Raw genomic sequence first — 13315 nt, 5'->3', positions numbered from 1 at the left:
GGTGCATGGCGCATCCGTGGATGACGTTCATCATTGCGTTGTATGCGCTTTCCGTTTTGGGCGCTGCATTTGGATGCTGTGTCAGTTTGATTCGCGTGAATATAAAGCGGGAGGAGGATGAAAAAGATGGAGAGACGGTCGGCTCTGACAAATGAGGATGCGCTGCATTCGTAGTGAGCTATTACGGGAGAATGATAGGATATGTGCCGGACGAAGAAAAACAATTGTTTTTCAGAAATGCCATTGCAAACGGTTTGACGTTTGACACGCTATGGGCTGCGATAGATTATGCGGTCAGCGTATGCGGCTATGGAGACCGGAGCGCGACTACTGGCCGCACATACAGAGAGAAGCCCGCCGGACATGGCGGGAAATGAAAAAGGAAAAGGCCGCCCCGTGATGGGGCGGCTGCATGCGTATCACGGGCCGCGGGTGCAGGAGCCGGGCCGGTGACGGAGGTATTTATGCTGATACAAAAAGAAGAGGCAAACGGCAATCTTTATCAGTTGTCGTTATTTTCAAGCGGATATTTGCCGGGACAATCGCCACGGCAGCGGGCAGCGCGAGAGCGCAAAACAGAGGAATACAAAAAGCGGCTTAATGCGCGGGCGCGGCTTTGGCGGCTTATGCAGATTATTTGCGCAAATTTTATCGAGATGAGAGATTTGTTCGTTTGTCTGACCTACGCGGAAGCGCCGGAGAACGAGGGGCGCTGTCTGGAAGCGTTTCACCGAAAAATTAAGCGTGCGCTGGCAAAAATGGGCATAGAACATGCCTATATTGCGGTCACGACCGCGCACGATATGCCAGATGCGGATACGCAGGTGCGTGTGCATCATCACTTGATTATGCGCGGGGCGTTGGGGCCGGGTATGTACAACAGGTTGCGGGATGAGATAGACCGCTGCTGGGGGCGTGGAAAGGTAGATGTACGGCCGCTGAGGCAGAATGAGGAGTTTTTTGAGGACACGGCGAAATACTTCCTTGACCAGCCAACGGAAGAGGGTGCGCGAAAATACTCATGCAGCCGCAATTTGCGGCCGCCGAACGAGCCGATTCGGCTACGGCTACCAGAGGCCGCTGCAAAAGAGATTGAGCCGCCGCCGGGCGTGGTTTTGATCAACGACGAACCAGTTTACAACGAGTTTGGATATTATCGCTATATGGTTGCCCGCATCTACGACCACAAGCTGTTTGACGCATATTGGGAAAAACAGCGCAAGCGCGCCGCGCCTGACCCGTGGGAGCGGCTGAGGAGGCGAAAACGGCGCGAGAAGCAGCGTCCGCCGATGGCGATTCATACATAGGAAATGGTTGCAAAAAGACTACGGCAGGGCCCGCTTTTCTGGCTTGTAACCCGTCTAACAATTCCGACACCTGTTTTTCGTCAGGTTCGGACAGCGTTGGACGATGGGGCGGGAAAACGGACGTAAACACAGCTTGCGGCCGGAGGTTGACAGAGGGAGAACCGAAAAAGACGCTTGATTTTTGCAGCGGTTAGGGAGGGAAACGGGATTTGACCAAAAAACAACCCGTTTCTTCTGTCGGATCGGATGCCGAGAGCGGAAAACCATCAGAAAAGCGCGTCAGTGGGTGGACGCTGGACTAAGGAGGACGGAACGGCATGACAAAGGAAAGGCTTCGGCAGCTGGACAGCCTGATCGACGAGCAGCGGGAGGAAGAGGAGCGGCTTGCCCGGGAGCGCCGGCACATTGAGCGGATGGAATACGAGTTCGGGGTCGGCTGTCTTTTTGGTCAAGAGCAGTTGGAGGCGACGCGCGCCAGGGTGAAGGAGCTGACCGCGCGGCGCATGGACGAGGCCGAGGCGGTGCGGCTTTGGGTCGAGCAGATCAAGGACGCGACGGTCCGGCGGGCGTTTAAGCTGCGGTATCTGGACGGGTTGCCGTGGGGCATCATCGCGCGGCGCATGGGGTACGCCAATGACAGCGGGCCGCGGATGCTGTGCGCCCGGCATCTGGCGGGGGAGAGCGAGTAAACGGTTGCTCAATCGGGTTGGGCGGCCGTGTTTGCGCACATGCAAATGTAAAAATAGAGTATACCCAATACAGCAGGGGGCGAGGAATAGGAAAAACAGTAAAAATAAAATGGGTTTCTTGTTTTATTTACAATTGTAAAACAAGGTCAAGAATTTACTTTTACAAATTATGCACAGGGAGTGGATAACATGGGAGCTGGGGCAAAATTAGCGTATGTCCGCGTTTCGACGGTTGAGCAGAATGAGGGGCGGCAGGTCGAGGCACTGAGTCAGTACGGCATTGATCGATGGTATACCGAAAAAGTAAGTGGTAAAAATCTGGACCGGCCGCAGCTGCGTGAGATGTTGGCCTACGCCAGAGAAGGAGACACGATTTACATCCATGATTGGAGCCGTATCAGCCGCAGCACAAAAGACCTTCTTGCGCTGGTCGATGAACTTAGCGAGCGCGGGATTCATTTGGTGAGTCATCACGAGGGGTTCGATACATCGACACCGAGCGGGCGTCTGATGCTGACAGTGCTTGGAGCGATTAACGAATTTGAGCGGATGAACCTTTTGGAACGTCAGCGGGAGGGTATTGCGATTGCAAAGAGAGCCGGAAAATACAAGGGGAGAAAGCGCCTTGAGGTTGCGGATATTGCAGCGGTGTACCGCGACTGGGTCACAAGGCATAAGAGTAAGGCACAACTGGCAAGGGAGAACGGAATCAGCAGGCCGACGCTTGACAAGCTCCTGAAAGAATATGAGAAGAAAACGATTGCAGCACAAAAAAGCGAGGGCGCGGTGTAAGCCGCGCTCTTTTCTTTTGGGCAAAATCCCAAACGCTTGGGCGCGCGTGCCGCATGGGCAGCCTGAGAAACGGAAAACGAAAAAATTTTGCGGAAAAGTAAAGTTGTGCGTTTTGTGCGTTTTGTGCGTGTATAGTAATGCTCAAGCAAAAGACGTGCGGAGCAAGGAGGTGATGCACAGCATGATCGGAAGCAAATACACGGACGAGCAGCGGCAGCAATTCGCAGCGCTGCTGGCGAGCGGGCTAAGCGCAAGCGCAGCCGGTAAAGAGCTGGGCATCCCGAAGTCAACCGCATGTGCGTGGGCGCAGCGATTGATCGAAGAAAGCGACGATTATGCCGCCGAGCGGGAGCTGGAAGTGCGCCGCATGGTAAAGCGTTGTTTCAAGATCGCTCGCGGGTCACTAGGCGCGATCGATAAGCAGGTCACGGCGGCGGCCGCGGACGGGAAAAGGATTTCTGCTGGCCTCAAAGTGTTAGCAAAGGCCGAAAAGGATGGCATGGTTGCGCTGACTGCCGAGGACATCAAGCAGCTGCGTGAAATTATAGACAACTATACCGGCGTCGGTCTGCGAGACCTTGCCGCGACGATCAAGGCTGTGGACGAGAAGCAGGAGCGGCTGGAAGCGACGCTTGCCGAGGCAAGCCCGCAGGCACACCAGATTGAGTTGCAACTTGAGATTGTGGATAAGGTGGGTACGTCATGAAACTTCGGTTTCAGCTTTATCCAAAGCAGCTTGCTTTCATCCAGTCGGATGCGTTTGAAACGCTGTACGGCGGTGCGGCGGGCGGCGGCAAGAGCTTTGTGCAGATCGTGGATGCGCTTGTCTATGCGCTGAAATATCCGGGCAGCAAGCAGCTTGCGCTGCGAAACTCTTTCCCGGAGCTGCGGCGCTCACTTATTTTGACATCGCTTGAGCAATATCCGAGGGAGATCGGGACATATAACCAGAGCGCGCACCTATGGGAGTTCAAAAACGGGTCGCGTTTGGAGTTCGGCTACATTGCAAACGACAAGGACGTTAGTAATTACATGTCGGCAGAGTATGACGTGATTCGGTTTGACGAGGCAACGCACTTTTCCGATTATCAATATACTTACATGCTGTCGCGTATCCGTGGCGCGAACAATTTTCCCAAGCGGGTGAAGGCAAGCACTAACCCGGGCAATCAGGGACACGCTTTTTTCAAGGAGCGGTTCGTAGATTTGGGTGCGTCGATGAAGAAATACGAGTTTGAGAGCGGAAGCCGTATTTTCATACCGGCAAAAGTTTCAGACAATATTTTTCTGCTGGACAAGGACCCGGACTATATCCGACGTCTGAAGAATCTGGACGAGGACACGCAGCGCGCGTTGCTGGACGGCGACTGGGACGTGTTTTCCGGACAGTATTTCAAGGAGTTCCGGCGGGAGCGCCATGTGGTGCGGCCGTTCGACGTTTCCGGCCCAGGCTGGCGACACTATGTTGCAATCGACTACGGTTTGGACATGCTGGCGTGTCTATGGATTGCGGTGGATGTGGAAGATTATGCGGTCGTGTACCGCGAGGTATGCGAGCCGAATCTGATTATAGACCACGCGGCGGCGCGCATTTTGGATGCGATGAGCGCGAAAGAGCGGGACAGCATCACAGAATGGTTTGCACCGCGCGACTTGTGGAATCGGCGGCAGGAGACGGGCGTTTCGGTTGCAGATCGGTTTGCGGATTGCGGGATATATCTTTCCAAGGTTTCCAACCCGCGTGAAATGGGCTGGCTGGAGGTAAAGCGCCGGATGACGCCTGCGCCGGATGCGTTTGGCGGAGAGCGGCCAAAACTGCAAATATTCGACACCTGCACGGAGCTGATCCGCTGTCTGCCGGCATTGCAGCACGACGAGAAGCACGTCAACGACTGCGCAATCGAGCCGCACGACATAACCCATGCCCCGGACGCGCTGCGATATTTCTGCGACGGGCGACCGCTGCCGGCAAGCCTGCCGGTCGAGCGGGAGGAAGATGAAAAAGGATATGAGGAGGAAATGCGGGATGTATTTGGCTATTAGTTTGGCGTTGGTTGCAATGGTAATTCTGGTGTTCTGGCTGATTTGGAAGCTGCGGTGGTGCGAAGATGATTCGAGATATTGGCAACTGCAAGCGAAAGATGCAGAACATTATGGAGAAGAGTGGAAGAACACAGCTTGCCAATACATGTCAAAAGAAAAAGATGCAAGGGACCAGACACGCGCTTTTGAACAGGCTGCAAAGACCATGGAAGAACATCTTGCCGCCGAGCGCGGCCGGGCGGATCGGCTGGCTGAAGCGCTGCGGATGAGCGAGGACGAGCGGTGCGAGCTGAAGCAGAAGCTGAAAAAAGCGCAGGAGACAATTCGGGAGCAGTCGAGTGGGGAAAAACAGTTGCATCGAGAGATGCTGAACCTTTTCCGCTATGACGGCACAGCGCAGTCGCAGGAGGATTTGATGGATGAATGATAAACAAATCACCGCCGAGCGGGTACAGCGCGAATATGAGCGCGGAAAGGACTACAAAAACGGACTAAACCTGTATGAGAGCGTCAAAATCTGCGAGCGCATGGTAGAGGGCGACCAGTGGGCAGGGTTGAGAGTCCGGCAGCTGCGCCCGATCACGATGAACTTTTTGGACCCCATTTGTTATTACAAGGTTGCACAGATCGTTTCGGATGACGTGGGACAGGAGATTGAGCCGTTTCTTCCGGACGAAGAGGCCGAGCGGGCGGCGAAAATTATTGAACAGTCCATTGACCGCGTGGTCGAGCGGCAGAAAATCAAGGCGAAGCACCGCGAGATTCTGCGGGATGCGTTCGTGGACGGAGATGCGGCGCTATATTTCTGGTTTGATCCGTCTGCCAAAACCGGCATGGACGGCGTACAAGGCGATATCGTTGCTGAAAGCATCATGAATACCAACATTATTTTCGGCAATCCGCAGAGCGCGCGGGTGCAGCGGCAGCCTTATATCATCATTGTGCAGCGCGTGCCGGTGGAAGAGGAACAGGAAAAGGCCAAAAAGGCTGGCGTGCAGGACTGGGAAAGTATCACAGGCGACAGCGAGAGCGAATACAAGGGAGAGGACGAACTTTCCGAGACCGACAAGGTATGTACCAAGCTGACGCGGTTCTGGAAGGGCGAGAACGGAATTGTTCGGTTCATGCAGGTCGTTGGCAAGGTGATTGTGAAAGGTGAGACAGAAACAGGCATGACGCGCTATCCGCTCGCTTACATGAGTTGGAAGCCGCGCAAGAACAGCATGCACGGTGTGCGCGAGATTGAACCGCTCATTAATACGCAGATCGCGGTCAACAAGCAATTCACGGCGCTGGGGACACAAGTGATTAACAACGCGATACCGAAGCTGGTATACGATAAAAACAAATTCCCAGACGGTTGGGATGCGGAAGCGCAGACAATCGGAATACGTGGCGACCCAAAGGAAGCGTTGACCGGCGTTGCGGGCAGCATGCCGATTCCGACGGATGCCTTTGGCATCACGCAGAATTTGCTGGACACGGCGAAGAATGTTGCGGGTGCGAATGACGCGGCGCTGGGCAATATCAAAAACCCGGACAACACGTCCGCAATCGTAGCGGTGCAGCAGGCGACCGCCGCGCCGTTGAGCTTGACGCGGCTGAGCTATTACCAGTTTGTCGAGGATTATACGCGGATTCTGATCGATATGTTTCATGCTCACTACGGTATTCGGAACGTGAAAACGACTGAGACGGTGACAAATCCTGCGACTGGGGAGACAAGCGAGCAGACCGCAATAAAAGAATATGATTTCTCACAGCTGCCGGTGGATGCGCTGGATCTCAATATCAATATCGGCGCGGCAAGCTACTGGGCAGAGACGCTTCAGATTGCGACGCTTGGCAATCTGATGAATGCACAGGTAATACCGAATGCGGTGGAATACCTCAAGCGGTTGCCGGATAACACAGTGCGGGACAAGGCTGGGCTGATCGAAGCGATTGAGCGGGTGCAGCAGCAGGCCGAACAAGCGCAGCTGATGCAGCAGGGAGGTGTGATGTAAATGGAAGAGACTAAAGCGCAGAAATTCGTGCGCATTGCAGAGCCGCGCGTGACACGGGCATGCAAGGCGGTGAGTTTGCTCGGCAATTTGGCCGGTAGCAACTACGAGTACACCGAGGAGCAGGTGGACGCAATGTTCGGCGCAGTGCAGCAGGCACTGGACAATGCGAGAGCGGCGTTCAACAAACCGGATAAACTCAAAAAGTTCACTTTTTGATTGTTAGCTTTCCAGCGCTGAGACGGGCGGGAAGAGCCTACCTGCCCGGAATATATCCCTTTTCTTTGTTGGCGGGTGCGTCCTTTGCGGAACGAGGGCGCGTCCGTCTCAGCGCTGGAACACATAAATAATGCGCGCCTACGCTGCGGCGGGCGGTTTTAAGCCATTCCCGCCCGAACTCCCATATACCTGAGCAAGGATACGGGGATACGCTGGGAAATCTGCTTGAGCTCTACGTTCCTACGCAGAAGGAGGGTTTCCCGGCGCGTCCGCCGGAGCGCAGGCGCTCTATTTTGAAAGGAGTACACAGCTATGAGCGAATGGAAAACCAGCATTTGCGAGAGCGGAAACGAGCTTCGCAGCCAGATCGGCTTGCAGTTCTTCGCAGAAGGCGAGGACGGCGGAGCAGCTGGCGCGGACATGGACGGCGATTTCGGCAGCGACTTTGAAGCCGGACTGTTTGACGGAGATCTGGAAAACCAGCAGACCACGGAACAGGACACGGGCGAAGGCGCGGACGGCGGACTGGAAAACCAGCAGCCCGACGGCCAGCAGGGAGAGCCGGAGCAGCAAGAGCAGGAGGGCGGCGAGCAGCCGCCCGCAGAGGAACAGCCGCCGGCGCAAGAGCCGCCGCAGCTGGTTCCGCTGGTCTACAACGGGCAGCAGATTATGCTGCCGCAGGATGCTGTGCAGGAGATCGGGCGCGCGCTGGGAATGGACGCAATCGAACTGCTGCAAAAGGGCATGAACTACGAGCACAAAAACGAGCGGGAGCTTGCCGTGCTGAACCAGTACGCGGCGGCGGCTAATATGACCGTGCCGCAGTTCATCCAGCAGCTGGAGCAGCGGAAGCAGGCGCAGGAGTTGGAGGAAGAGGTTAAGAAGCTCAAAAATGAGTTTCCCGCGACCGAGGAGGGCGCGCTGCTTGAGATTGCCAAGGGCCGCGTTGCCGTCCGCCGGAATGCTCAGATGCAGCAGGCACACGCCCGCGAGGCACAGATGCAGCAGCTGCGCAGCCGGGTAGACCAGAGCGTGCAAGAAATGCAGAAACAGCGGGAGGATGCGCAGTGGACGGCCTACGAAAAGGAGACCGGTATCCATACGCCGGACAAAATCCCGCCGCGCGTTTGGGAATTGGTGAATCAGGGCAAGACGCCGATGGAGGCGCACTGGCAGTATCAGAGCGAGCAGGCAAAGGCCGAGCTTAAAAAACAAACCAACATCCACCAGCAGCAGGAGAGAAACCGGCAGGCCACGACCGGCAGCCTTGCGGGCGCGGCCGTGGAAGAGGACGCTTTTCTTGCTGGGCTGTACGGAAACTGAAAGGAGAGATAAATTATGGTCAATCTGGCCACGAAATATAGCGATAAGATCGCGGAAGTGTTCACAAAAGCATCCTTTATCCGGGGCAAGGTCTCAAATGCGTATGATCTGACGGGCGTTAAGACGCTGAAAATCTACACGCCGATTACCGTGCCAGAGGTAGATTACAAGCGATCTGGTGATAACCGGTATGGAGAAGGCACTGAGATGCAGGATACCGTACAGGAAATGACCATGACGCAGGACAGAGCGTTTAAGCTGACCATCGACAAGGGCAACAACGTCGATCAGATGAATATCAAGGGTGCTGGAAAGATGCTTCAGCTGCAACTGCGTGAGCAGTCCACCCCGGCGGCGGATAAGTATGCATTTAAAAAATTTGCCATGTATGCAGGAAAGATTATGACGGTTAACAGCAAGCCGACCAAGTCCAACATCGTTTCCACGATTTTTGACATGGGTCAGGCGATGGATGATGCGCTTGTGCCGGAGGATAACCGCTATCTGTACATGACAGCAGAAATGTACAAGCTGGTTTGTACGTCGGATGAGTTCATTGGCATCGACAAGCTGGGCGAAAAGTCGATCAGCCGCGGCGAGTGCGGCGATATTGACAATTTCCGCATTGTGAAGGTGCCTGCTGGTTATCTGCCGGACAATTGTTTCATGCTGGCAACGTATAAGCAGAGTGTTATCATGCCGTACAAGATTCAGGACACCAAGATTCATGAGGATCCCCCCGGCATTTCCGGCAATCTGATTGAAGGTCGTCACTACTATGACGCGTTTGTCATCGGTGCAAAGGCGATGGGCGTTGTGGCGCTGGTGCTGGCAAGCGAAAAGCAGGCCGCGCCGACGGTGTCCATCAGCAGCCATAAGGTGACGCCAACTTCGGCAAGCGCTGAAAGAATCCTGTATACGCTGGACGGCAGCGATCCGCGCTATTCGGACAGCGCGCAGGTTGTGACGGGAGAAATTACGACCGTAAACGGCCAGACGATCCGCGCAGTGGCATTCGGTGCAAACGGGAAATATACCTCTGACGTTGCCGAGGCAAAGGACACGGACTAAGCCCGAAGGGCGGGGAAAGCCCCGCCCTTTCTTTTTTGACAGAAAGGAGGTGTGACAGTGGCAACGACGCAAAAAATATTCAACCTTGCGGCGGCGATCCTGTTTGAAACCAAGGGCGGAGACACGGACTTTGACAACTACGCGCCGCTGTTTCTGGAGCAGCTGCTCATGGAGGCGCTTCCCTATGAAAATCAAATCCGCGAATATCAAGGCAGGGAGAGGCTGGAGACCGCGCCGGAGGTGACTGCGATCGACGACCAGACAGAAATCGACTGGGACGACCGTATCACGCGCGGTGCGCTGCCGCATGGTCTGGCAAGCAAGTTCATGGGAGACGACAACAACAAAAAGGCCGAGGCTGTAATCGAGTACAACAAGTTTTTGCAGGCGCTGGAGGAAGCTGCGCCCGCAATTCCTTACTATGGAGAAAGCGAGGACGACGATGCCTAAACAGATCAGCGTGCCGAGCTTTTCCAGCGTGGCGACCGGAAGAAAAAACTACCGGAGATTTCGCGGCGTGGACTACTCCACGGATGAAACGCAGATCGACGACAGCCGATCACCGCGCGCCATCAACGTGATAGCCGATGAAGGCGGTTTCCCTGAACGGCGCTGGGGTTGGCGCACTGTATTCAACTTTGGTGAATCTGTGACGGTTTCCGGCATTTTTCCGTTCGAGGGAGAGATAGAAGCGCAGAGCGATACGGAAACGCGGTATTTCGTGGTGCATGCGGGAGACAAGCTGTATCTGGTGGCGATGCCTGAGAGCGGGATGGGAAGCAAAAAGGAGCTTTTGTCCGGCTTGAAGAACGGCGGGCGCAGTCAGGGATTTTACATGAACGGAAAGCTATTCATCCTGACAGGCGCGGAATACATCGTTTTTGACGGAAAGGACGCAAAGCGCGTTTCGGATGATACGGCGTATGTGCCGCTGACCAGCTACCAGCGCAAGCCGACGGGCGGAGGAGAGAGCTACGAAAGTATTAACATGCTGTGCAAATATCGCAAGAATCGGTTTGTTGGAGACGGTAGCACAAAGACCTATCAGCTGGATGTGAGCGGGATTGACGCGGATTTTAAGCCGGAGGCAAGCTATTACATCACGGGTGACAAAATTGCAGTGGAGAGCTTTGACGCGGCAAAGGGGACGGTCACGTTTGCGACGGCGCCGACCGCGCCGGAGAACGCGGGAACAAGCAACGTGGAAATCAAGTTCGCAAAAACAACCGAGGACCGAAAGAAAATTCTCGGTTGCACAATATTCGCGCTGTTTGGCGCGGACGGGAGCAGTAACCGCGTTTTTGTATCGGGAAACAGCAAATTTGCTGCGACAGAGTGGTTTTCGGGACTGAACGATCCGACCTATTTCCCGGATAACAATTATTCGGTGGTGGGGTCGAGCGATTTCCCGATTATGTGCTACGTCAAGGCGCAGGGTGAGCTGCTGATCATCAAGCAGGACAACCGGCAGGAGGGCACAATATGGCATCACGCAAGCACTATCGTGAGTGAGACGGCAGCTTTTCCGCTGAAAGAGGGCGTGCCGGGGTATGGTGCGATCGCGCGATATTCTGCGGCTAACCTGAACGACGACCCGCTGTATTTAAGTCCGCGCGGCGTGTATGCCCCGACAACGACCTACAACAACAATATTGTTGTGCGGCAGCTTTATTGCCGCAGCCGACGCGTAAACCCGAAGCTGACCAAGGAAACGGGGCTTGAGGACGCGATTTGCGCCGTGTGGCGCGGGTGGTATGTGCTGGCGCTGAATGGTGTGGCGTACATCGCGGACGGAACACAAAATCGCGAGGATCAGGGATACGAATGGTATTACTGGACCAACATCCCGGCGCATGTCATGCAGGCGGACAAACAGACGCTGTATTTTGGCACCAAGGATGGCCGCATCTGCAAGTTTAACGACGATATGGTCAATGAAGCAAACCAAACGATACGGCAGGCGTATAACGATGACGGCGCAGCGATTCACGCAGAGTGGACAACCAAGCTGGACACGATGGGAACACTGAGCCAGCTCAAGACGATGCCAAAGCGCGGCAGCTCGGTACACATGAAGAGCTATGCGAAGAGCGCGTTTGACGTTTATATCAGAACGGAAAACAGCGCGGCGCGGTTTTACAAAACCATGTATGCCGATCAATTCACGTTCGATGATATTGATTTCAAACGCATCAGCTTTGTTTCTAGTGAGAATGCGATTTTGCCGCTGATGATTAAGCTGAAAAAATGGAAGGCGATCCAATTTGCTTTTGTTTCGGATGCAGTAAACGAGGGTTTTGGCATCTATGAAATGGAAGTAAAGTGGGAAGATGCGGGGGAGGCGAAAAAGTGAGTATAAAAGATTTAACGATCACCGATCAGACGGTACAAGGAATTTATGTGCAAAGCCAGCCGGATCGGCTGACGGGAACCGCGCAACAAAACAAAGCCGTGTTTGACGCCTATCCAGCGTTGATCAAGCAGCGGTTTAATCAACTGCTTGAGCTACTTACAGCAGAAGGTGGAGCCGGAGAAATACCGGTTGGACCGATCGAGGGCGTTACGGCGCAGAACGTGCAGCAGGCGCTGGCGGCGATCCAGAAGAATTTGACGGCGTATATCAACAAGCTCAAGGCCACGACCGGCGCGGCCGAGGTGGGCGTGTCCACAATCAGCGGGATTTCCGCCGGAAACGTGCAGAACGCACTGGAGGGGTTGCGAGCTATTCAGATTGCTCTAGACAGTAATATCCAGAAGCTCATGAGCGCAAACGGTGCTGCGGCCGTTGGTGTGAGCGCAATTAGCGGCATGCAGGCACAGAATGTGCAGAAAGCCTTAGAGGAGCTGCGAAAAGCGATTGATGACAGCGTTTCCGGCATCATTCCGGGTGGGTCGATTAAACCGGATATGATTGATGGACCAATACCAATAAAAAAGGGAGGAACAGAAGCCAATACCATGCAGAAAGCACTTGCAAGGCTTGGCGCAGGAGTTCGTCCAAACGAGCTGGATAATGCCTGTTTCGTCGGCGGTGGCACGGGATGGGGTGTGTTTCCGGTCAACCAGCGTGGGAAAACAAGTTATTCTGTTTCAGAAAATCAAAATGTCTTTGACAGATGGAAACTCGTAGACAATCAAGCAAGCGTTGAACTCGTTGAGGATGGAATTATAATTCGTGATAGTAAGGAAATAACAGGGAATAAAATTGCGTTACAGCAATCCCTTCATAATGCGTTATACAATGATTTTTTTACGATGTCATGTATTATAAAGGAAATGAAAGGAAGTTGGTTTTTCGCGTGTACTTCATTTGATTCCATTGTTCCGGTTACAGTTGGAATAAATGAAGCAATTATTCCAAAAGAAAATGCTGTTTTACCAGGTAGGGATTTTTATTTTTTCAAGGCATCCAGTGGAGTAGATGATTATATCAAAATTCAAGCGGTGAAAATTGAGCGAGGAGAAGGACAAACACTTGCATATGAAGATGTGGATGGAGTTCACCTGCTCCCGCAGTCGGATAGCGATTATGCGACGCAGAACATGCGTTGTCGTTCATATTATCGTAGATATGGGTATGGATTGACGGCTATGGTAAAAAACAGCATTTTAATCTTCAATATTCCGTTTGATGTCCCCATGAGAGTTGTCCCAGTTTGTAATGTACTTCAACAAAACATTACCATGATTGGTGGAGACGTTGGATATCCAATTAGTATCTCGTCTACATATGTAACTGGATTAGGAAATGGCATTGAAATTATATGTAATGTTGAATTTACTGGGGAAGTTCCACAACTTGGGAGTGTATTGCTTATGAATACTCCACTTGCAGATATATTTGAGCTTTCGTCCGAATTGTGAGGTG

Annotated in this window: 15 protein-coding genes; all 15 read left to right on the top strand. The window is 53.7% G+C overall.

The window, feature by feature from the left end; translation table 11 throughout:
- Nucleotides 1-20: 20 nt before the first annotated feature.
- The gene (locus tag ACTQ3V_RS01525) at nucleotides 21-155 is read left to right on the top strand and encodes a hypothetical protein (RefSeq protein ID WP_441465961.1); all 135 of its coding nucleotides are present in this window, start codon (nucleotides 21-23) and stop codon (nucleotides 153-155) included.
- Nucleotides 156-173: 18 nt separating this feature from the next.
- Nucleotides 174-377, top strand: coding sequence for a hypothetical protein (locus ACTQ3V_RS01520; RefSeq protein WP_441465960.1), 204 nt, complete (start codon nucleotides 174-176; stop codon nucleotides 375-377).
- Nucleotides 378-464: 87 nt separating this feature from the next.
- On the top strand, nucleotides 465-1307 hold the full coding sequence (locus ACTQ3V_RS01515) for a rolling circle replication-associated protein (RefSeq protein ID WP_441465959.1): 843 nt from the start codon (nucleotides 465-467) through the stop codon (nucleotides 1305-1307).
- A 317-nt stretch (nucleotides 1308-1624) separates the two neighbouring features.
- Nucleotides 1625-1996, top strand: a complete 372-nt coding sequence (locus ACTQ3V_RS01510; RefSeq protein WP_441465958.1) for a hypothetical protein — start codon at nucleotides 1625-1627, stop codon at nucleotides 1994-1996.
- Between the two features lie 189 nt (nucleotides 1997-2185).
- A complete protein-coding gene (locus tag ACTQ3V_RS01505; RefSeq protein WP_441465957.1) occupies nucleotides 2186-2788 on the top strand; it encodes a recombinase family protein in 603 nt (200 codons plus the stop codon).
- Between the two features lie 181 nt (nucleotides 2789-2969).
- Nucleotides 2970-3494, top strand: a complete 525-nt coding sequence (locus ACTQ3V_RS01500; protein ID WP_441465956.1) for a helix-turn-helix domain-containing protein — start codon at nucleotides 2970-2972, stop codon at nucleotides 3492-3494.
- Entirely contained in the window at nucleotides 3491-4831 is a 1341-nt protein-coding gene (locus ACTQ3V_RS01495; protein WP_441465955.1) for a phage terminase large subunit, read from the top strand. The genes ACTQ3V_RS01500 and ACTQ3V_RS01495 overlap by 4 nt, the downstream gene beginning before the upstream one ends.
- Nucleotides 4815-5258: a hypothetical protein gene (locus ACTQ3V_RS01490; protein ID WP_441465954.1), complete on the top strand. Its 444-nt coding sequence runs from the start codon at nucleotides 4815-4817 to the stop codon at nucleotides 5256-5258. The genes ACTQ3V_RS01495 and ACTQ3V_RS01490 overlap by 17 nt, the downstream gene beginning before the upstream one ends.
- Nucleotides 5251-6837 (top strand): hypothetical protein, encoded by a 1587-nt coding sequence (locus ACTQ3V_RS01485; RefSeq protein ID WP_441465953.1) that lies wholly within the window; start codon nucleotides 5251-5253, stop codon nucleotides 6835-6837. Before ACTQ3V_RS01490 ends, ACTQ3V_RS01485 begins: the two co-directional genes overlap by 8 nt.
- Nucleotides 6838-7053 carry a hypothetical protein gene (locus ACTQ3V_RS01480; RefSeq protein ID WP_441465952.1) on the top strand — a complete coding sequence of 72 codons (216 nt, stop codon included), beginning with the start codon at nucleotides 6838-6840 and terminating at the stop codon, nucleotides 7051-7053. It begins immediately after the preceding gene.
- 312 nt (nucleotides 7054-7365) lie between these two features.
- Nucleotides 7366-8376, top strand: a complete 1011-nt coding sequence (locus tag ACTQ3V_RS01475; protein ID WP_441465951.1) for a hypothetical protein — start codon at nucleotides 7366-7368, stop codon at nucleotides 8374-8376.
- Nucleotides 8377-8391: 15 nt separating this feature from the next.
- Nucleotides 8392-9447 (top strand): chitobiase/beta-hexosaminidase C-terminal domain-containing protein, encoded by a 1056-nt coding sequence (locus ACTQ3V_RS01470; RefSeq protein WP_441465950.1) that lies wholly within the window; start codon nucleotides 8392-8394, stop codon nucleotides 9445-9447.
- Nucleotides 9448-9504: 57 nt separating this feature from the next.
- Nucleotides 9505-9897, top strand: coding sequence for a hypothetical protein (locus ACTQ3V_RS01465; protein WP_441465949.1), 393 nt, complete (start codon nucleotides 9505-9507; stop codon nucleotides 9895-9897).
- Nucleotides 9890-11800, top strand: coding sequence for a hypothetical protein (locus ACTQ3V_RS01460; RefSeq protein WP_441465948.1), 1911 nt, complete (start codon nucleotides 9890-9892; stop codon nucleotides 11798-11800). Before ACTQ3V_RS01465 ends, ACTQ3V_RS01460 begins: the two co-directional genes overlap by 8 nt.
- Nucleotides 11797-13311: a hypothetical protein gene (locus ACTQ3V_RS01455; RefSeq protein ID WP_441465947.1), complete on the top strand. Its 1515-nt coding sequence runs from the start codon at nucleotides 11797-11799 to the stop codon at nucleotides 13309-13311. The genes ACTQ3V_RS01460 and ACTQ3V_RS01455 overlap by 4 nt, the downstream gene beginning before the upstream one ends.
- Nucleotides 13312-13315: the final 4 nt, after the last annotated feature.

This window comes from Candidatus Agathobaculum pullicola, from assembly GCF_052117205.1.
In the GTDB taxonomy this organism is placed as follows: domain Bacteria; phylum Bacillota; class Clostridia; order Oscillospirales; family Butyricicoccaceae; genus Agathobaculum; species Agathobaculum pullicola.
This window is presented reverse-complemented; position numbering and strand designations above follow the sequence as displayed.

Bases quoted from the DNA above. Each gene is read 5' to 3' on its own strand.
- ACTQ3V_RS01525 (WP_441465961.1), top strand. From the start codon at position 21: ATGACGTTCATCATTGCGTTGTATGCGCTTTCCGTTTTGGGCGCTGCA.
- ACTQ3V_RS01515 (WP_441465959.1), top strand. From the start codon at position 465: ATGCTGATACAAAAAGAAGAGGCAAACGGCAATCTTTATCAGTTGTCG.
- ACTQ3V_RS01510 (WP_441465958.1), top strand. From the start codon at position 1,625: ATGACAAAGGAAAGGCTTCGGCAGCTGGACAGCCTGATCGACGAGCAG.
- ACTQ3V_RS01505 (WP_441465957.1), top strand. From the start codon at position 2,186: ATGGGAGCTGGGGCAAAATTAGCGTATGTCCGCGTTTCGACGGTTGAG.
- ACTQ3V_RS01500 (WP_441465956.1), top strand. From the start codon at position 2,970: ATGATCGGAAGCAAATACACGGACGAGCAGCGGCAGCAATTCGCAGCG.
- ACTQ3V_RS01495 (WP_441465955.1), top strand. From the start codon at position 3,491: ATGAAACTTCGGTTTCAGCTTTATCCAAAGCAGCTTGCTTTCATCCAG.
- ACTQ3V_RS01490 (WP_441465954.1), top strand. From the start codon at position 4,815: ATGTATTTGGCTATTAGTTTGGCGTTGGTTGCAATGGTAATTCTGGTG.
- ACTQ3V_RS01485 (WP_441465953.1), top strand. From the start codon at position 5,251: ATGAATGATAAACAAATCACCGCCGAGCGGGTACAGCGCGAATATGAG.
- ACTQ3V_RS01480 (WP_441465952.1), top strand. From the start codon at position 6,838: ATGGAAGAGACTAAAGCGCAGAAATTCGTGCGCATTGCAGAGCCGCGC.
- ACTQ3V_RS01475 (WP_441465951.1), top strand. From the start codon at position 7,366: ATGAGCGAATGGAAAACCAGCATTTGCGAGAGCGGAAACGAGCTTCGC.
- ACTQ3V_RS01470 (WP_441465950.1), top strand. From the start codon at position 8,392: ATGGTCAATCTGGCCACGAAATATAGCGATAAGATCGCGGAAGTGTTC.
- ACTQ3V_RS01460 (WP_441465948.1), top strand. From the start codon at position 9,890: ATGCCTAAACAGATCAGCGTGCCGAGCTTTTCCAGCGTGGCGACCGGA.